Genomic DNA, 19,448 nt, shown 5'->3' with positions numbered 1-19,448 from the left:
TCACCAGCCGCTACACCACTCCCTGGGACTTGACCGAAGTCTGTCCGGTTCAGCTTCGTGGGAGTGTCGCGGATCCCCGTCCGGTAGGTAACGACGGGCAACCATTGATCCCCGACGGCCTTGCCGCTCATCGCTCGTACCGGATCGGCGGAGCTTTGCGCCTCGTGGCTCACGAAACTCAGCTCGCGCCACGCAGCGACGCGAAGAAGGTCCCTCAGGGCGACATGGACCCTGAGGTGTTCGGACCACGGCACGGGCCTCTTGACCTGCGTGTGAACCTGCATCCGCTCGGTGATCGTCGTCTCATCCGGTCCGGTCCCGGGTCCGTACCGCCAGTTCGACTGGAACTCAGCGTTGAGCCTCCTGCTCGCGCGAATTGCGGGCGGTGACTGCAGGCGAAGGTTGACGGACGCCAGCCGGCCGTCGCGCAACTCTCGCTCCGCGTTGAGTGATCGGAGCCCGATCCAGGTGCCGAGCCCTTCGACTTCTGATCGCAACCCGTTGATCGATTCGTACGCTCGTGCCAGCCGCGCACCGCAGACCGCGTAGTCAAACGTCAACTTGCCTTCGCCTACGTTGGTGCCGCCCAGTGTGATCGTGGAGCCGGAGACTCGGCTCCCAATCAGTGCTACGGCCCCGCTGGCGTCGAAGAAGCTGATTGAATTAGGCGGCTCGTATCGACGCTTCGTCCTATCTGGGTCGTCGGCGTAGAGGATTCCGCCAGAGAACCAATACTGGTATATGTCCGTGTGGCCGTCGAGGAACGGGATCGTCACCTCGACCTTTTCCGGGGTCCTCTCAAGCTTCACCGCCACCCGCGGCGTCTCAGCAAGACCATCGATCATGAGGCCGATTCGCGACTTGCCCACGACCAGAGCGTTGTCGTTCGCAGCCACGGTCAGACAGGTCCAACGTCAGGCTTTGACTGCTCAAGGGCCGCGGCGACCGCCGCGAACTCCTCCAGCGCCGCGGTCAGGTCCTCGACGATCTCGCGGGCGATGATCTCGGGCGCGGGGAGGTTGTCGAGGTCCTCGAGGGACTCGTCCCGCAGCCACGTGATGTCGAGGTTGACCTTGTCGCGGGCGATCAGCTCGTCGTAGGTGAACGACTTGAACAGGCCGGTCTCGACTCGCTCCTCGTGCGCCTTCCCGGGTGCGTACGACTCGACGAAGTCGTCGAGGTGCGCTCGGGTCAGCGGGTTCTGCTTGAGCGTGAAGTGCTGGTTCGTGCGTAGGTCGTACACCCAGAGTTTCGACGTCCACGGTGTCTCCGACGCCGGCTTCTTGTCGAAGAACAGCACGTTCGCCTTGACGCCCTGGGCGTAGAACAGGCCCGTCGGCAGGCGCAACAGTGTGTGCAGGTCGAAGTCGTTGAGCAGACGGCGGCGCAGCGTCTCGCCGGCGCCGCCCTCGAACAGCACGTTGTCCGGTAGGACGACGGCGGCGCGGCCGTTGATGTCCAGGATGGTCATGATGTGCTGCAGGAAGTTGAGCTGCTTGTTCGACGTCGTCACGACGAAGTCCTGCCGCTCGACCGATCGGTCGTCCGTGGCCTCGCGGCCGTCTGCACCGACCATCGTCAGAGACGACTTCGTGCCAAAGGGTGGGTTCGCTAGGACAACAGACCAACGCTTGCCGGGGTCTGCTGCCAGGGAGTCCTTGACCTCTATGAGGGAGTCGCCGTTGGCCTCACCGATGCCGTGGAGCAGCAGATTCATCGCGGCGAGACGTGCGGTGCCATCGACGAGCTCGGTGCCGTGAACGAAGCCATTGCGCAGGTGCTCGCGCTCCGGCGGCGTCATCGACTCCGCGCCACGCGACGCATACTCATGCGCTCCGAGGAGGAAGCCACCGGTACCGCAGGCTGGGTCGACGACGCTGTCCGCGACGGTGGGCTGGACGCAGTCGACCATCGCGGAGATCACCGGGCGCGGGGTGAAGTACTGGCCTGCACCCGATCCCTTGTCGGAGGCGCCCTTGGCGAGCAGTGACTCGTAGGCGTCCCCGTTGATGTCGGTGCCGGCGCGAGACCACTGCTCCTTGTCGATCAGGTCGTGGATCAGGCGCTTGAGCTTCGCCGGGTCCTGGATCCGGTTCTGCGCCTTGCGGAAGATCGTGCCCAGCGTGCCCGACTGCCGACCAAGGCCCTGCAGCGTGAGGGTGTACTCGGTCTCGAGCGCGGCACCCTCGGCGTCAAGGAGCCGCTGCCACGAGTACTCCTCGGGCACGATCTGCTCGGGCTTGAGCTTCCGGGTCGCGCGCTCGTGCGCCATCTTCAGGAACAGCAGGTACGTCAGCTGCTCCGTGTACTCGATGACTCCGACGCCGTCGTCACGAAGAACGTGCGCGTAGGACCAGATCTTGTCGACCAAGCGACGGGCATCAGACATTGGTGTTGCTTTCCTCTTCGTTGCTTCCGTCGGGCTGGCCAGCTTGGTCCTCGACGCCGCGGCTTTCCCACGCACCGAACGTCGTCCCGTCCTCGGTCGCCCATGCCGTGCGCCCGTTGGCGGTGCCGTGCCCCTGAACGACCGCCGCAGCAGCCGACGGCGAGTTGAAGGCGTGATCACGTACGGTGACCACTGTCTGTGCGTTTGGACCGATCGCTGCGTCGGCGACGAGGTTCGCGTGGATTGCGCCTCGCGAGGCGTAGTGGCGCAGCGTGCTCTCGGAGCCTGTGCTCGGATCGCGCATCGCGGCACGGATGACCGAACCAGCGAGCAGTGTGAACTCACCGTCGATCACCTGCGCGGAAGCGTTGACGCCCGCACGGTTCGTGAGCCTGAAGATCGGGCTCGACTCAACTGCTGAGGGTTCGGCCGGAACGAGAATCGGTGTCACGGGTGTCATACCCACCCCGCGCTGCTCTCGCCCCCGGAGGATTTCGACGCCGAGCACAGGAAGCAGGATGCGAACCTGGTCGATGAAGTAGTCCATGTCTGACGCGTCAGCCTCAGGCAGGTCCGCACCCCCGGACGGCTCGTTTCCATTCGTCAGCGGAACCCTGCCGACGGACTTCGCCAGACGAATGAGCCTCGACTCGAGGTACCGCACGTGCGCACTCGTGAGGTTGGTGTCCTTCGAGGTTACGACCACGACCTCGTTCCAGAACTCCTTCTTGGCGTCGTGCTGGACGAGTCGGCCAGCGACGTCGTCCGACTGCCCGATGTACGCGAGGGGTCCTCCGTCAACGTCTTCACCCAGGAGGAGATAGACGCCCGTGCGACGTGCCTCCGCGCGGTTCCGGATCTCGCCGAGCTTCTCGCGCTTGCCCTTCAAGAGGTGACCGGTCCAGTTCATGATCTCGGCCGTCATCAGGCCACCCGGTGTGCCATCTACGAGGAAGAGTCGCACTTGCTTGCCCGCCATCAGACACCTGCCTCCGCCAGCTCGCCGATGCGGTCGTCATCGGATGACGTCCCAGCCAGACGACCGGAGAAGGCGGCCGCGAGAATCGCGCGACGAAGCGCACCGGCTCGACGTTCTGCGTTGTCTACCGACCTTCGCGTCCCGTCGACCGCATACCGCCAGTCCTCGACGCGGACCAGGAATCTATCCTGCTGGTCGATGGTCGGCACTGGGAAGCTGATGCCGCGTAGGTCTGTCTGGTTGACCTTGTAGATGCCAGCGGTCGTGCGCGCACGCGCCTCGATCTGGCGGCGCACCACTCGGGAGTTCCACACCGCCGTCAGGTAACCGGGACGGACCCGCGCGGGATCGGGCCGCATGCGGATCATCGTGTCGGGATACGCGACAGGGTCTGGCGGTTCGACGACCTGCGCGGCGCGACCGACGAGCCTGAGACTCCCGTTGCCACGTGCCGCGAAGACATCACCCTCGGCCACCAGGAAGGGCGCGGCAGCCTCGGCAGTCCACGCGCCGACCTTCCGCTCCGACAGATCGATGACACCGTCGCGCATCGCGGTCAGACGCAGCACGGGGAACCCATCGTCCGCCGTCGGCACGGAGCGCCCGTTACCTAGAGGTGCGGCCAGGACGTCGCCGAGAGGCCGCAGCGGGGCCTCGTTGAGCTCCGGCGCCGCTCCGATGAGCGCATCCATCACGAGCCCCAACCGAACCTCGGCGGTACTCAAACCTCGTGCGCCGGCATCGAGGCGTGAGAGGTGGTCTTCGAGGATCTCGACGATCCGGTGCTGCTCGTCGAGCGGTGGCACTACCAACGGGATCTCGCGAACGTCGCGCCCCGATATGCCTGACTGCCCCGCGGTGGTACGGATGCGTGGCTCCAAGAAGGAACGCACGCGTTGCGACTGGAGTTGGTAGTTGACGAACCGCGAGTCGACGACGGCGTCATTGACGACGACTCGGATCAGTTTGTCCGGGTGGATGAGCGGCCCGGCATGGTCCGGTACTACACCTGCAATCCCGACGAGATGGCGGCTCCCGTTGTACCGAGTCATGAGGAGGTCGCCCGGGTTCACAGCGAACTTCTCCACCTGATCGCCGGTGATCCCCTCGACGAACCTGGGCTCGTACACGTCGACCCGTCCGGCCTTCACTGCCGAGATCCGCAGGATGGCCGTCCCACGTCCGTCGTCGTTGGGGCGTCGCGCGAAGATGCCGTTGCGGATAGACGTTGTGACACTGCCTAGCGTCGACTCCCGCCAACTGTCAGGAGCGGTCACGCGGTGAGCTCCTTGTTGAGTTCCTCGAGCAGGTCGCCAGCGTCGTCTCCGAGGTCGCGGAGTGCGCCGTCGATGCCGCCGCGTTCGTCGAAGGGTGCCTGTTCGAGGTCGTCGGCGGTGATGCCGGCGGAGTTGGAGATCACGTCGACCATGCGGTCAAGCCACCACCTTTGCGTGTCGGAGAACGTGGTCCCGGCCTGTTCCTGGGCGAGGAGCCAGCCTGCGTACCGTTCCGCGGCGACGTCGGCGAACGGGATCAGTTCGGGGTCTGCGCCGAGGGTATAGCGCACCAGGGACACGACGTCCGTGAGGCGGGACTTGTCACGGTGCCGTACGTGGCCCGCGTCAATCTGCTCGTAGGCCGCCCAGATGAGGTCCGGCGTCCAGTTGTGCGGCGGGCGGGCGATGCGGTCCGCGAGCTCCTTGATGGCCTCGAACGGCACGCGGCGTGTCTTGGCTTCGTCCATGATCTGGATCGCGGTGATCTCGGACCGGTGGGTGGTGAGGTACTCGAACCAGTCCTCGACGAGAGACCGGGCCCGCTCGGGGTCGACGACACCGTAGGCGTCGATGAGCTCGTCAGCGTTGTACTCGTCGATGATCTGGTCGTGGGTGCGACGGAGCTCCATGATCCGGGTGCGTAGGTCAGGGTTCGCTGCCAGGGGTTCGATCGCGGTCTCGATGAGTTGCTCGATCACCTGGGCAGGGTCGACGCCTTCGCCGGCGTCGTGGAGGGCGGCGGCCTGCTTGTCGGCGTCGACGGCGTCGACCAGGCCGCGCACGATCGTCTTGAGGGACCCGCCGGCGACCTTGTCGATCTCGGCCCGCTCGTCCGGGGTCAGCTGCAGCTCGAGCGCGGACAGGCGTGAGGCGAGGGTGGCGACCTCGTCCTCGGTGATGGTCAGGTTCGCCGTCTTCTTCAGCAGCTGCTCGAGGGAGACGGACTTCTGCCGGTTCAGGGGCGGCTCGACGAAGTCGTGTTCGGTCACCCCGACGGCGTCGACGATCACGAAACGGGTCTTCTGCTTCGCGGCCGGGTCCGGGGTCACGGCCTGGAAGTCGGCAGGGGCGATCGTGCGGGCGCCGCGGCCCTTCATCTGCTCGAAGTACTGCGCCGTCTTCACATCCCGCAGGAAGAACACGCACTCCAGCGGCTTCACGTCCGTGCCGGTGGCGATCATGTCGACCGTGACTGCGATGCGCAGCTTCGCCGAGGTACGGAACGCCTGGAGCTGACCCTTGGGATCGTTCGCGGCATAGGTGATCTTGGCGGCGAACTCGTTGCCCTTGCCGAACACCTGCCGCACCAGGGTCACGATCTGCTCCGCGTGCGCGTCGTCCTTGGCGAAGATCAGCGTCTTCGGCACCGCGGAACGGCCCGGGAAGATCTCCGTGAAAAGCCGGTCGCGGAACGTCTCGAGGACCAGACGGATCTGGTTCGGGTTCGTGACCGCACGGTCGAGCTGGCCGGCGGTGTAGTCGACGTCCTCGTCGATCTGCTCGATGCGCTGCACCCGGGTGCGCTTGTCCACCTTCGGGACGTACACGCCGGCGGGCAGCGTGGCGCCCTCGTCGGTGACCTTGGTCTTGATGCGGTAGATGTCGAAGTCGACGTTCACCTGATCGGCGACCGACTCCTGGTAGGTGTACGAGGAGACGAGGTTCTGACGGAAGAACGCGAAGGTCTGCTTGCCCGGCGTCGCCGTGAGCCCGACGACGTGCGCGTCGAAGTAGTCCAGGACCCCACGCCACACGCCATAGATGGACCGGTGGGCCTCATCGACGATCACCAGGTCGAACGTCTCGGGCGGCATCCCCGGGCTGTAGGAGACCGTGACCGCCGAGTCCGGAGTCCAGTCGTCGAGCTGCGGGTCGTCTGTGCCCGGGACCTCGTTGCCGTTGAGCACCTTGAACACGCGCTGGATCGTGGAGATCACGACGTTCGACGAGCCGAGCATGCCCGCGCCGGTGAGCTTGTCGACGTTGTAGACCTCGGAAAAGCGACGACCGTCGTCGGGCGTCGTGTAGTTCTGGAACTCCGCGAGGGTCTGGTCGGCGAGGTTGTTGCGGTCGACCAGAAACAGGATCTTGGAGAACCCGCCGTACTTCAGCAGCCGGTACGCCAGAGTGACGGCGGTGTACGTCTTACCGGCGCCTGTGGCCATCTGGATCAGGGACCGGTCGAACCGCTGCAGAGCCAGTGAGAGCTCAGTGCCCTTGATCGCCTTGATCTGCGCCGGGCGCAGCGGAGCCTCGTCCAACTCGGGAAGGACCTGGACCTTGGCACGCCACGTCGGGTGCTCCGGGTCGGCGTCGGCGTCGCGCATCACACGGCCGAGCGTGGCCGGCTTCGGGAAGTTGAAGATCTTCCGGGCCCGCGGATGTGGGTCGTAGCCGTTCGTGAAGTGGGTCTCCGAACCGGATGCCTCGAACACGAACGGCAGACGGCCCTGGACCTCCACGGCCCGCTTGCGGTGCGCCTCGGGCAGGCCGGTGGCGTACATCGCGGATTGCCACTCCACGCCCGACAGGGTCGTGCCCTCCGGCTTGGCCTCGATCACGCCGACGACCTTCTTGTCGACGTACAGGAGGTAGTCCACCCGGCCGTGCCCTTGCGCCATGACGACCTCGCGCACAGCGACGCCAGTACCGGCGAAGAGGTTCAGGGCCTCCCCGTCCTGGACGAACCAACCCGCAGCCTGAAGCTGAGCGTCGATGAGTACGCGAGCGCGCTGCTCAGCAGGAAGTCGGGACGCGTCATCGGCCGCGGGCATGGCAACACGGTAGTGCCGACCAGCACGCACGATGCCCGATTTGCACTCGTCGACGGGTGAAATGCGCCCGTGCTGTCCTCGCCGCCAGGCGCTGCGGCCAGTCTCACGACTTCAGCAACGATCACTCTTACGCCGACACGACAGCGGTCTTGGCTGATGATGAGACCCTGGGATCATCCTTGGAGGTCGCGAGTGACGCGTCAGGCCATGTTCATCCTCGACCTGGACGGGGTTCTGAGTCCTCTCGCCTCCGATTCGGCGATCGGTATGGCCGTCGCAGTTGTGGGCAGGTACCGCCTCCCGTACCAGCCAGCGGTGGTGAACGGACTCAACGCGGCTCATCCGATCTGAGGGTGTAGCAGCGGTGGCGTGACCGGATCGGGAGATGGGTCGAGGTCCCCTGATGATGGGGGTTCTGACACCGGCCCATCCAGAAGACCTCGACGTGAGCGACGCTACCTTCCACAGCCCTGACCTGACCACGTTTTGCCGCTTGGACGAGCTGGGTCTCGTCGTTGTTGGCCAACGCCTGGAGCCCGAGCGCGCGGTGCTGGAGTGCCGTGTCGTGGCCCGCGAGGACGATCTGTTCTGTCGTGGGTGCGGCGCGCAGGGCACCGCGCGGGGGACGGTGACCAGGCGGCTGGCGCACGAGCCGTTCGGGTGGCGGCCCACGATGCTGCTGATCAGGGTGCGCCGCTATCGGTGCGCTGGATGCCGTCGGGTGTGGCGCCAGGACACGTCGAGGGCGGCCGAACGCAGGGCGAAGCTCTCGCGGGCGGCGGTGCGCTGGGCCCTGGTTGCCCTGGTGGTCCAGCATCTGACGGTCGCTCGGGTGGCCGTGGCGTTGGCGGTCGCGTGGGACACCGCGAACGACGCCGTCCTGGCCGAAGGAAGATGCCTGCTGATCGACGACGACACTCGCTTCGACCACGTCGCCGTGATCGGGGTCGACGAGCACGTGTGGCGTCACACGCGGCGCGGGGAGAAGTACGTGACCGTGGTGATCGACCTGACCCCGATCCGCGACGGCACTGGCCCGGCGCGGCTGCTGGACATGGTCGAGGGTCGCTCGAAGAGCACCTTCAAGACCTGGCTCGCCGCCAGGCCGACGGCATGGCGTGAGGGCGTCGAGGTGGTCGCGATGGACGGGTTCACCGGGTTCAAGACCGCCGCGGCCGAGGAACTGCCTGACGCGGCCTGTGTGATGGACCCCTTCCACGTGGTCCGCATCGCCGGTGACGCCCTGGACCGCTGCCGACGGCGGGTCCAGCAGGACCTGCACGGCCACCGCGGACGAGCAGGCGACCCGCTCTACTGCGCGCGGCGGACCCTGCACACCGGCGCCGACCTCCTGACAGACAAGCAGACGGCCAGGATCCAGGCACTGTTCGCCACCGACGAGCACGTCGAGGTCGAGGCGACCTGGGGCATCTACCAACGCATGATCACCGCCTACCGCCACCCCGACCGGGCCCAGGGCCGCGCCCTGATGACCGCGGTGATCAACTCGGTGGCCAGCGGCGTTCCGACGGCACTGACCGAGCTCGCCACCCTCGGCCGGACCCTCAAGAAGCGCGCCGCCGACGTACTCGCCTTCTTCGACCTACCCGGCACCAGCAACGGCCCAACCGAAGCCATCAACGGGCGACTCGAACACCTGCGCGGCTCCGCCCTCGGCTTCCGCAACCTCACCCACTACATCACCCGCTCGCTCCTGTGTCGCGCGTCAGACTTAGTGGCAGGGCCTGTTGTTTGCGGGCCTGACCTGTGAGGAGTCTGATCGTTCATGGCAAGACCACCAGCCGTCCCGGCTGAGGAGAAGACCAGGATCGTGTTGTCGGTCCTGGCTGGTGAGGTCAGCGTCGCGGAGGCGGCCCGGCGGGCGAAGGTGTCTGAGCAGTCGGTGGGGAACTGGAAGCGGGCGTTCCTCGAGGCGGGCAAGACGGGCCTGGCGGCGGGGAAGTCGGGGCCCTCGACGCGTGAGCAGCAGCTGGAGGCCGAGGTCGCCGAGTTGACCCAGGCCCTGGGTGAGGCGCACCTGGAGGTCCGGGTGTGGAAGAAGTCCGCGGAGGGCCGGCTGGGCCCTTCGAGGACCTCGAGGTGATCGGCATCCAGGCGGGCATGCCGACCACGAGGTTCTGCCAGGTGATCGGCGTGCCCGAGCGGTCGTGGCGGCGCTGGCAGGCCCGCGCCCGGGCTGGCGCGCCGGTGAAGGGACCGTGGCCACGTCCCGCGCGGGAAGGCGCGCGAGAGGCGGCGCGCCGGCACGCGCTCGCGCACCCGGCGTGGGGGCACCGCAAGGTCTGGGCGATGGTGCGCCGCGACGGGCACCGGGTCTCCCAGGCCACGATCCTGCGGCTGCTGCGCGACGAGGGCCTGATCCTGCCGGCCGCCTACCAGCGAGAACGCCGTCAGCTCGCCCAACGACGCAAGGCGGCGTTCGCGACCGAGCCGACGGGGCCGAACCAGGTGTGGCAGCTGGACTTCTCCGAGTTCGAGACCACGACCGGCGGCACGTGGCGTATCGCGGGGTGCCGGGACTACTGGAGCAAGTACGAGCACCCCTGGCACGTGTCCCCGACGGCGAACCAGCACGACGCGATCGCCGCGATCGAGCTCGCCCTGGCCGACCACGAGGCGATGTTCAGCCGCCCCCTGATCGACACCTGCGCCCGCGACGACGACGGCAACGTGATCCCCGCCCTGACGATCGTGACGGACAACGGCGGCCCGTTCCGCTCGTTCCGGTTCGAAGCGTTCATCACCGCCCACCCCGAGCTGCGCCACGTGCGCACCCGGGTCAAGACCCCCGGGCAGAACGGGTCACGCGAACGCGGCTTCCAGTCCCTGAAGTACGAACGGCTCTACCTCGAGGAGGTCGACGACGTCCTCGCGTTGGTCGCGCACGCCGACGACTACCGCACCGAGTACAACACCGTGCGCCCGCACGAGACCATCGCCTGGAACCGACCCATGGAAGTCCACCTCGGCTACGCCGACCCGCTGACCCCCAACTTTCCCGAGACCCAAAACCTGCCAGCAGCTTGACGCGGGACATGAGCAGGCTGGCGCCGGTGTGCAGGGTGCGGCGGGCCTTGTAGAGCGGGTCGCCTGCGCGGCCGCGATGCCCGAGCGTGTCCTGCTGAACGCGTTGCCGGCACCGGTCCAGCGCGTCGCCGGCGAGACGGACGACATGGAACGGGTCCATCACCGGGACCGCGTCCGGGAGCTCTTCCGCGGCGGCGGTCTTGAACCCGCTGAACCCGTCCATCGCTACCACCTCGATGCCGTCCCGCCATGCCTGCGGCCGTCCCGCGAGCCACTGCTTGAAGACGGCCTTGGAGCGGCCTTCGATCATGTCCAGCAGCCGTGCGGGGCCGGTCTTCTCGCGGGCGGGCGTGAGGTCGATGATCACGGTGACGTACTTGTCGCCCAGCCGGGTGTGCCGCCAGACGTGCTCGTCGACACCGATCGTGGTGACCCCCTCGAACCGGCCCGGAGCGTCGATCAGGCGCCGCCTGCCCTCGGCCATGATCGCGCTGTTCGCGGTATGCCAGGACACGCCGAGACCGGCGGCCGCGCGCGAGACGGTGAGATGGTCGACGACGATCGCCGTCAGCGCCCAACTCAGCCCGCCGCGAGAGATCTTCGCGCGCGGCGTCGCGGCCTTCGAGGTGTCCTGCCGCCACGTCTTCCCGCAGTGCGCGCACCGGTAGCGGCGCACCCGCACCAGCAGGACCGTGGGCCTGTGGCCGAACGGCTCGTGCGCGAGCCGGCGGACCACGGTGTCCCGCGGCACGCCCTCTGCTCCGCACTTGCGGCACCACGGATCGTCGTCGACGACGCGGCACTCGATCACCGCCCGATCCGCATCGAGATGCTGGCCCACGGCCTCGAGGCCGAGCTCGTCGAGGCGGCAGAACGTGGTAAGGCAGGGCGCGGCGAAGGTAGCGTTGAACACGTCGAGGTCTTCCGGATGGGCAGTGTAGGAACTTCCATCCTCGGGGGACCTCGACGCCTACCCGGCCACCGCCACCCGAACCCCGGTTACACCCTCAACTACGAAGAGCCACTTGACCAGGAGATCGGCCAGGACCTCTCGCACCGGCCGGCCAGACCTGGCGGCCTCGTCGTAGAGGTGTTCAGCGATGTATGCGGGGATGCGTGCGTCAAAGCGCACGAGCTCATTCGCGTCATGGACGCGGTCACGCGTCGCCGGTCGACCCGTCCGGGCCGACCGGATCTCGACCCGTCTCTGCCTTCGCTCCGCCATCTTGACCTCGCTGAGTCCGACACCACGACAAGCTGGATCCAAAGATCCGTTCTCATCGGGTCGGTCAGCCCGAGCCACGGAGGTCGGTCAGGCTCTCCGCGGGCCACACAGCCGAAGCCGAGGTTCGTGGCCGGTGCCCACAACCGGGTTACGGGGCACGGAGCGAGTATGGCAGCAGGCCCGTGACCACCTCAATACCGCCATCGACGGGACCGTGACGGCAGGGCAACTACGAGCCGGACCACTGCACAGCTACGCCCACCACAACTGGACCAAGCTTAGGCAAAGCACTCCCCATGCAGCATGTGTGCAGGATTCTGCAATCTAGGCTGCACGTCGACAATACAAGTCGCTACATCTGCATGTCCGCGAAGCGCTGGTAATGGCCCTGGAACGCGACGGTGATCGTGTCCGTCGGGCCGTTACGGTGCTTGGCGACGATGAGGTCGGCCTCACCCGCTCGGGGCGACTCCTTCTCGTAGGCGTCCTCGCGGTGGAGCAGGATCACGACGTCGGCATCCTGCTCGATGCTGTTGTGTGCGGCGATACCGTTGGCGACGAAGTTGTGCCCGTCGAGGACGGTGGCGTCGTAGACCTGCTTCTCCCCCCTCGGTTCGATCGAGACGACCTCGTCCCACAGGAGGTCGTTGACCGCCATGATCTCGAGCTCCTCGCTCTCGAGCACCGCTGCAATCTTGCCGAGGCGATGCCGTGACGGCGAGTTCTTCCACAGCGCGCTGCCGCAGAACTGTGTACCGATCGCGTCGGCGAACTCACGGTGCGTCATGCCGCGCTCGACGAGGATGTCGCGGACGTCGGCCCAGACCCGGCGCGGAACGGTGTCGACGTTCGTGTTGGCGCGCGTCTCGCGGATGATCGTCAGCAACCTCTCGGCGATGTCCCCGCGGTCGCCGTGCACACCGATCTCCTGGAGGAAGCGGCGCTGGTCGTCCACCCCGCTCACGTCCAGCGTGTACCCGGGGCGGTACGACCCCTTGGGGGTCGCCGTCCGCACACGCGTCGAGATACCGAACCGCAGCAGCAGACGAGCGAGCCCGTCGACGAGCTCGCGCGAGGTCGAGGCGTAGTAGATCCGCCCGCTGCGTCCGTTCTTGTTGATCGTCACCGAGCCGTCCGTGGCCCAGATGTGCTTGATGAAGAGCGCGATCTGGCGCTTGGGCAGGTGGAAGACGCTCGTCGGGATGAACTTCTCGTGGCTGCGCGCGCCGAACAGGCCCATGTCGTCGAGCCACTCGGCGATCGGGTTCCGGCGACCCCTGGCGAGCCGGTAGGGCGCGGGAAGGCGCAGGGTCGTGACTCGGGCCGCGGCGTAGTCGTCGCGGATCGGGGTGATCCCGAAGGCACCTGCCGCCTCGGAGACGGTGGCGAGGTTCCGCTCGTCGATGGAGGCGTAGCGGATCGGCTGTCGCTTCACGAACGAGCCGTCGCCCAGGAGGTGCGCCAGCATGACGACCTTGCGGTCGTCCCACTCGAGGTTCCGCTCCGGGCCGGGGACGTGGCGCGGCACGCCGATGCGCGACCCGACCTCCAGGTCGCCGAGCGCGGTCCAGCCGTCGTAGGTGAGGAACGGGTGGTTCGCCGTCGCCTCGATCTCCTTGCCCGACGCCAGTCGCATCCGGAACACGGGCTTCACGCCCGTGGGGAACACGTGCGTGAGGTGGCGGCGGACGTACTGGAGCCGGTCGTTGAGCGCCCACACCGGGACGTCCTTGGCGTTGAGCGCGAAGAGCTCGCCCAGGCTCGTTTCTGCGCCGGTGTCGGCGCGCAGGATCTTCGTGTCCTCGGTGAGGCAGCCCGACTCACGTAGGTCGCTCATCTGCGGCTTCTTGTCGCCACGCTGCTCAGGACCACGGTTCAGCTGCGAGATGGCGATGACCGGAACCTCGAGCTCCTTCGCGAGGAGCTTCAGCGCACGCGAGAACTCCGAGACCTCCTGCTGGCGTGACTCGACGCGCTTGCCCGAGCTCATGAGCTGGAGGTAGTCGATCACGACGAGCTTGAGGTCGTGCCGCTGCTTGAGGCGCCGGCACTTCGCCCGGATCTCCATGAGTGACATGTTGGGCGAGTCGTCGATGAACAGCGGCGCCTCGGCGACCTTGCCCATGGTGGCCGCGAGCTTCTGCCAGTCCTGGTCGTCCATCTTCCCGGAGCGCATCCGGGTGAGCGGCACCTTGGCCTCCGCGGCGAGAAGACGCATGGTGATCTCGTTGCGGCTCATCTCCAGGGAGAAGATGACGGACGCCATCTGGTGGTGCACCGCGGCGTGCGTCGCGACGTTGATGCCGAGCACGGAGTTGTGCGTCGGCACCATCGATCGTCCTGCCAGGTACAGGTGCGAGGCATGGTCGACCTCGACGCAGCGCACCGGCACCGACTCGACCCGGCGGACGTCGACGACGAACCGTGACGTGAGCCGCGCGGTGCCCGGACGGCGACGCTCCTTGTGGGCGAGGCGCTTGCGCTCCAGCCAGAAGACGTCGTCCTCGGTCGTGAAGGTGATCGTGTACGCCGTCGACGACGCCGCGGTCCGCCCCTTCACGGTCTTCGTCGACCAACCCGTGCGGTACCCGAGCGACAGGATGAGTTCCTGCGTCCCGCGCGCGAGACGCTCGTTCGTCAGACTGATCTGGACGCTGCCCTGCGGCATGACGGTGCCGTCCGTGTCGAGCAACCCCGCCAGGAGGTCCCGGCGCTGGGACTCGCTCGCACGGAGGTACGCAGCCGGGATGTGCTTGTTCGACAGCACCCCGAGTGTCCGGAGCCGACCCTCCATCGTGCCGTTCTCGGGCAGAAGCATGGTGTACGCCCGCGCGCGGCCCTCCGCACTGCCCTTCGCCCGTGCGACGTACCCAAGACCTTCGATTCGCATCGCGATCTCGGGGTCGGCCGAGGTGAACTCGGCACGTCGGGAGCTGCCGTCGCCCAGCCACACCCCGAGTGCGTACGGGTGGATCGGGAGGTCCGCGTCGGGCAGGTCGAGCGGCGCCGCGGTGACGATGGAGTGGTTCGTGCGCTGGTCGGCCGTCGCCGTCCGGAGCGTGGCGGCGAGCTCCTCGGTCGTCCGCACGGACGACTCCGGCATCACGCCGGATCGCACCGCGCGCCGCTGGGCGCGGGTCGAGGTGACCCACTGGTGCTGGGCGTCCGCGACGATCACCGTGCCGTCGTCGAGCTCGACCTCGTAGCACGGGCGGTCGACCATGACCTCCGTCGCGGCGACGACGCGCGTGGGCGTGCCGTCCGCGGAGAGGAGCAGGTCACCGACGGCGACGTCACCCATCGTCGTCCAGCCCGACGGCGTCGGGAGCGGCGTGTCCAGTGCGAGCGCCTTGCCGATAGCGGGTCGCGCAGCGACGACGATCATCTGGCCGGGGTGGAGCCCGTTGGTGAGCCGGTCGAAGTCGGAGTAGCCGGTGGGGACGCCGGTCATGCCCTCGCCGCGGCCCTGGGCGGCCTCGATCTCGTCGAACGTGGGCCCGAGGATCTCGGCGAGCGGCAGATAGTCCTCGGTCGTGCGCCGCTCGGTCACGGCGTAGACCTCGGCCTGGGCGTTGTTGACGATCTCGTCGACGTCGCCGCCGTCGGTCGCGTAGCCGAGCTGCACGATGCGCGTGCCGGCCTCGACGAGGCGCCGCAGGACGGCGCGCTCGCGCACGATCCGGGCGTAGTACCCGGCGTTCGCGGCGGTGGGGACGCCGGCCATGAGGTCGTGGATGTAGGGGGCGCCGCCGATGCGCTGGAGCTCGCCGCGCTTGGTGAGCTCCGCGACGACGGTGATCGCGTCGGCGGGCTCGCCGCGGCCGTAGAGGTCGATGATCGCCTCGTACACGATCTCGTGCGCGGGGCGGTAGAAGTCGGAGCCGCGGATCTGCTCGATGACGTCGGCGATCGCGTCCTTCGACAGGAGCATGCCGCCGAGCACGCTCATCTCCGCCGCGACGTCCTGGGGCGGCGTCCGGTCGAACCCGGACGGACCCGGCCCCCCGTAGCTTTCCTCGAGCTCCTCGATCGACATGCGCCCCTCGCTCCCCCGAGTCCGCGACGACCCTCGTGGGCCGCGCGGTCGGGACCACCCTTCGTCGTACACGTGTTCTACAGCGGGCCACCCACACGACTGTCCCGGTGGCCGCACCTCCCGCCTCCGACAGGCACGACCCCGCGACACTAGATCGCGCTCGGACACCCTGCAAACGACCCTGTGCACGCCCGGTGGACAGGGACCCCCGATCCTGTGGACACAGTCCTCCACGCTGTGCACACCCGGTGGAAAACGGTGTGGACAAACTCACGATCTCCCTGTGTACATCACCGTGAGCGTCCGCTGACCAGGTGCATCACTACCCTCAGGGGTGTGGAAGAAAGAAAGTCCGACGACACGCCGACGACACGCCGGGAGCCGTCCGGCGACCCGGGTCGGCACGGGGACGTCGTCGCCCCCGCGTCGTCGTCCACAGGTCGGCGGGGGCGGTCGCGCCTCGACCGCGAGATCCTCGCGCTCGCCGTCCCCGCGCTCGGCGCGCTCGTCGCCGAGCCGCTCTTCGTCCTCGTCGACAGCGCCGTCGTCGGCCACCTCGGCACTGCGCAGCTCGCCGGGCTCTCCCTCGCCTCGACCCTCCTCGTCACACTCGTCGGCCTGTGCGTGTTCCTCGCCTACGCGACCACGGCCGCCGTCGCGCGCCGCATCGGTGCCGGGCACGTGCGCGAGGCCCTGCAGTCGGGCATCGACGGCCTGTGGCTCGCCCTCGGGCTGGGCGTCGCCCTCGCCGCCGCCCTGTGGACGACCGCGCCGTGGGCCGTCGGCGCGATGGGCGGCGCGGGAGCGGTCGCCGAGCACGCCGTGGTCTACCTGCGCTGGTCGACGCTCGGCCTGCCGGGCATGCTCCTCGTCCTCGCGTCCACGGGCGTGCTCCGCGGCATGCAGGACACGCGCACGCCCCTGTGGGTCGCCGCGGGCGGAGCCTCGTTCAACGCCGTCCTCAACGTCGTCCTCGTCTACGGGGCCGGGCTGGGCATCGCCGGGTCCGGCATCGGCACGGCGGTCGCGCAGCTCACGATGGGCGCGGTCCTCGTCGTCGTGGTGGTGCGCGGGGCGCGCCGGCACGGTGCGTCCCTGCGGCCCGCGGCGGGCGGCATCTGGGCCAACGCACGCGCGGGCGTTCCGCTCTTCGTCCGCACGCTGTCCCTGCGCCTCGCCATCCTGCTGACGGTCTTCGTCGCGACCGGGCTCGGGGAGGTCACGCTCGCCGGGTACCAGGTCGTCACGTCCGTCTGGGGCCTGGCCGCGTTCGCGCTCGACGCCCTCGCGATCGCCGCCCAGGCGCTCGTCGGCCACGGCCTGGGGGCCGACGACGTCCCGCGCGTCCGCGCCGTCCTGCGCCGCACCCTGCAGTGGGGCGTCGCCGCGGGGGCCGCGATCGGCGTCGTCATGGCCGCGGGCGGCTGGTGGTTCGCGCTCCTGTTCACGTCCGACCCGGACGTGCGCGCCGCCGTCGCCGTGGGGATGGCCGTGTGCGGGGTGCTCATGCCGATGGCCGGGTGGGTGTTCGTGCTCGACGGCGTCCTCATCGGCGCCGGCGACGGGCGGTTCCTCGCGTGGGCCGGGATGCTCACGCTCGTCGTCTACGCCCCCGCCGCCCTCGCCGTGCGGCACTGGGCGCCCGACGGCGCGGCGGGCCTCGCGTGGCTGTGGCTCGCCTTCGCGGGGGTCTTCATGGCGGCGCGCGCCGTCACGACCGGGCTGCGCGCCCGCGGCACCGCGTGGATGGTCACCGGGACGACGTGACCCGGGACGCACGAAGGCCCGGCCCCTCCGAGGAGGGACCGGGCCTTCGGACTGCTTCAGCAGCAGATCAGGCGGCGACGACCTTCACCGCGAGGGTCGCGGAGACCTCCGGGTGGAGGCGGACGGAGACCGTGTAGTCCCCCGTCGCCTTGATCGGCTGGCCGATCTCGATCTTGCGCTTGTCGATCGACGGGCCCTCGGCGGCGGCGACCGCGGACGCGATGTCCGCCGTCGTCACGGCGCCGAAGAGACGACCGGCGTTGCCGGCCTTCGCGGGCACGACGACCGGCTTCGACTGCAGCGAGTCGCGGATCGCCTTCGCGTCGTCGAGCGACGCGATCTCGCGGGCCTTGCGCGCCTTGCGGATCGCAGTCACCTGCGACTCGGCGCCCTTGGACCACGGCGTGGCGAGCTTGCGCGGGACGAGGTAGTTACGGGCGTACCCGTCCTTCACCTCGACGACGTCGCCGGGCTCACCGAGACCGGTGACCTCGTGGGTCAGGATCAGCTTGGCCATGAGTTCTTCCCCTCCCCGCTCAGCGTGCCGTCGACGTGTACGGCAGCAGCGCCATCTCGCGCGCGTTCTTCACCGCACGAGCGATCTGACGCTGCTCCTGGACGGAGACGCCGGTCACGCGACGCGCGCGGATCTTGCCGCGGTCGGAGATGAACTTGCGCAGCAGCGCGGTGTCCTTGTAGTCGACCGACTCGATCTTGGCCGACTTCAGCGGGTTGGACTTCTTCTTGGGCTTGCGCACCACAGGCTTCGCCATGGTGTTGCTCCTCTACAAGGTGCGATCCCCGCGTGCGGTCCGCACCGTCGGGCGGTGCGGCACCCGCGGGGACGGGTGTGTGTTCTGGGAGTGGCGGGCGATCAGAACGGGGGCTCGTCGGAGAACGAGCCACCGGACGACGCGGGACCAGCCGTGGCCCACGGGTCGTCGCTCTGCTGCTGACCGCCGCCGGAGCTGAATCCGCCGCCGGAGGCGCCACCGGAGTTGGCGCCACCTCCGTAGCCGCCACCGCCGCCGAAGCCGCCGCCACCGCCACCCGAGCGCTGGGCGCGGGTGACCTTCGCGGAGGCGTAGCGCAGGGAGGGACCGATCTCGTCCACCTGCAGCTCGACGACGGTGCGCTTCTCCCCCTCGCGTGTCTCGTACGAGCGCTGGACGAGGCGGCCCTGCACGATGACGCGCATGCCCTTCGTCAGCGACTCCGCGACGTTCTCCGCGGCCTCGCGCCAGATCGAGCAGCGCATGAACAGGGTGTCCCCGTCCTTCCACTCGTTCGCCTGGCGGTCGAAGGTCCGCGGCGTCGACGCCACCGTGAAGTTGGCCACCGCCGCACCCGAGGGGGTGAAACGCAGCTCCGGGTCTCCCGTGAGGTTCCCGATCACCGTGATGACGGTGTCACCTGCCATGGCCAGCTCCTTCGTGTGTGTCGTCTACGTCGTCGCGTTCGTGCTCGTACGCCTCTCGCGTCGGCTCATCCCATCACGCGGCGCCCACACGCGCTACGGCGTGCGGTGTCCGGTGGAGGACGGGTCGAACGGGGGAAGCGGGAGGATCAGCGAGCGTCCGTGCGCAGGATCTTCGTCCGCAGGACGGCCTCGTTCAGGCCGAGCTGGCGGTCGAGCTCCTTGGCGGTGTCGGAGGTCGACGTGAAGTCGACGACCGCGTAGATGCCCTCGGACTTCTTCTTGATGTCGTACGCCAGGCGGCGACGACCCCAGATGTCCACCTTGTCGACGGTGCCGCCGTCGGTCTTGATGACCGACAGGTACTTGTCGAGCGACGGGGCGACGGTGCGCTCCTCGATCTCGGGGTCGAGGATGATCATCAGTTCGTACTGACGCATGCGGATAACCCACCTCCTCTGGTCTTCGCGGTCACGGTCTCTCCGTGACAGGAGGGTTCATGCATTCGTGCTGCTGCCGCCCGACGCGCGGACGGC

At 68.3% G+C, this 19,448-nt stretch carries 14 protein-coding genes and 1 pseudogene; 4 read left to right on the top strand and 11 right to left on the bottom strand.

Annotated elements, in window-relative coordinates; translation table 11 throughout:
* From GJV82_RS05325 to GJV82_RS05305, 5 genes are all read right to left on the bottom strand, one after another.
* On the bottom strand, positions 1–896 hold an 896-nt coding region (locus tag GJV82_RS05325), incomplete at its 3' end, for an ApeA N-terminal domain 1-containing protein (protein ID WP_155098476.1).
* 2 nt (positions 897–898) lie between these two features.
* On the bottom strand, positions 899–2,371 hold the full coding sequence (locus GJV82_RS05320) for a class I SAM-dependent DNA methyltransferase (protein WP_225873104.1): 1,473 nt from the start codon (positions 2,369–2,371) through the stop codon (positions 899–901).
* Positions 2,372–2,381: 10 nt separating this feature from the next.
* The gene (locus GJV82_RS05315; RefSeq protein ID WP_225873103.1) at positions 2,382–3,314 is read right to left on the bottom strand and encodes a GIY-YIG nuclease family protein; all 933 of its coding nucleotides are present in this window, start codon (positions 3,312–3,314) and stop codon (positions 2,382–2,384) included.
* 53 nt (positions 3,315–3,367) lie between these two features.
* Entirely contained in the window at positions 3,368–4,645 is a 1,278-nt protein-coding gene (locus tag GJV82_RS05310) for a restriction endonuclease subunit S (RefSeq protein WP_155098473.1), read from the bottom strand.
* Positions 4,642–7,419, bottom strand: a complete 2,778-nt coding sequence (locus GJV82_RS05305; RefSeq protein WP_155098472.1) for a type I restriction endonuclease subunit R — start codon at positions 7,417–7,419, stop codon at positions 4,642–4,644. The genes GJV82_RS05310 and GJV82_RS05305 overlap by 4 nt, the downstream gene beginning before the upstream one ends.
* Before the next feature lie 445 nt (positions 7,420–7,864).
* Between GJV82_RS05305 and GJV82_RS05300 the strand changes: the two genes are divergently transcribed.
* Genes GJV82_RS05300 through GJV82_RS05290 form a run of 3 tightly spaced genes read left to right on the top strand, consistent with a single transcriptional unit; the run spans position 7,865 to position 10,467 of the window.
* Positions 7,865–9,190, top strand: a complete 1,326-nt coding sequence (locus tag GJV82_RS05300) for an ISL3 family transposase (RefSeq protein ID WP_318657304.1) — start codon at positions 7,865–7,867, stop codon at positions 9,188–9,190.
* Between the two features lie 15 nt (positions 9,191–9,205).
* Positions 9,206–9,523, top strand: a complete 318-nt coding sequence (locus GJV82_RS05295; protein WP_155098471.1) for a helix-turn-helix domain-containing protein — start codon at positions 9,206–9,208, stop codon at positions 9,521–9,523.
* Positions 9,520–10,467: an integrase core domain-containing protein gene (locus GJV82_RS05290; RefSeq protein ID WP_318657303.1), complete on the top strand. Its 948-nt coding sequence runs from the start codon at positions 9,520–9,522 to the stop codon at positions 10,465–10,467. The genes GJV82_RS05295 and GJV82_RS05290 overlap by 4 nt, the downstream gene beginning before the upstream one ends.
* Here the strand turns inward: GJV82_RS05290 and GJV82_RS05285 are convergent.
* Positions 10,463–11,380 (bottom strand): annotated as a pseudogene (locus GJV82_RS05285) (ISL3 family transposase); the annotation flags it as partial. The gene GJV82_RS05290 and the pseudogene GJV82_RS05285 sit on opposite strands and share 5 nt — an antisense overlap.
* A 664-nt stretch (positions 11,381–12,044) precedes the next feature.
* Positions 12,045–15,728, bottom strand: coding sequence for a replicative DNA helicase (locus GJV82_RS05280; RefSeq protein ID WP_155098470.1), 3,684 nt, complete (start codon positions 15,726–15,728; stop codon positions 12,045–12,047).
* Between the two features lie 471 nt (positions 15,729–16,199).
* Between GJV82_RS05280 and GJV82_RS05275 the strand changes: the two genes are divergently transcribed.
* Entirely contained in the window at positions 16,200–17,495 is a 1,296-nt protein-coding gene (locus tag GJV82_RS05275; RefSeq protein ID WP_318657307.1) for an MATE family efflux transporter, read from the top strand.
* 67 nt (positions 17,496–17,562) lie between these two features.
* On the opposite strand, the gene rplI is transcribed toward GJV82_RS05275, so the two are convergent.
* The 4 genes from rplI to rpsF all read right to left on the bottom strand — a co-directional run bounded on the left by rplI (position 17,563) and on the right by rpsF (position 19,352).
* The gene (gene rplI, locus GJV82_RS05270) at positions 17,563–18,012 is read right to left on the bottom strand and encodes a 50S ribosomal protein L9 (protein WP_024842223.1); all 450 of its coding nucleotides are present in this window, start codon (positions 18,010–18,012) and stop codon (positions 17,563–17,565) included.
* Positions 18,013–18,031: 19 nt separating this feature from the next.
* The gene (gene rpsR / locus GJV82_RS05265; protein WP_021481584.1) at positions 18,032–18,268 is read right to left on the bottom strand and encodes a 30S ribosomal protein S18; all 237 of its coding nucleotides are present in this window, start codon (positions 18,266–18,268) and stop codon (positions 18,032–18,034) included.
* 101 nt (positions 18,269–18,369) lie between these two features.
* Positions 18,370–18,915: a single-stranded DNA-binding protein gene (locus tag GJV82_RS05260; protein ID WP_115941515.1), complete on the bottom strand. Its 546-nt coding sequence runs from the start codon at positions 18,913–18,915 to the stop codon at positions 18,370–18,372.
* Positions 18,916–19,061: 146 nt separating this feature from the next.
* Positions 19,062–19,352 (bottom strand): 30S ribosomal protein S6, encoded by a 291-nt coding sequence (rpsF, locus tag GJV82_RS05255; protein WP_024842225.1) that lies wholly within the window; start codon positions 19,350–19,352, stop codon positions 19,062–19,064.
* Between the last annotated feature and the right edge of the window lie 96 nt (positions 19,353–19,448).

It is taken from the genome of Cellulosimicrobium composti, assembly GCF_009711085.1.
GTDB lineage: Bacteria > Actinomycetota > Actinomycetes > Actinomycetales > Cellulomonadaceae > Cellulosimicrobium > Cellulosimicrobium composti.
The sequence above is the reverse complement of the archived record's forward strand: the minus strand, read 5'-3'. Positions and strand labels throughout refer to the sequence as shown.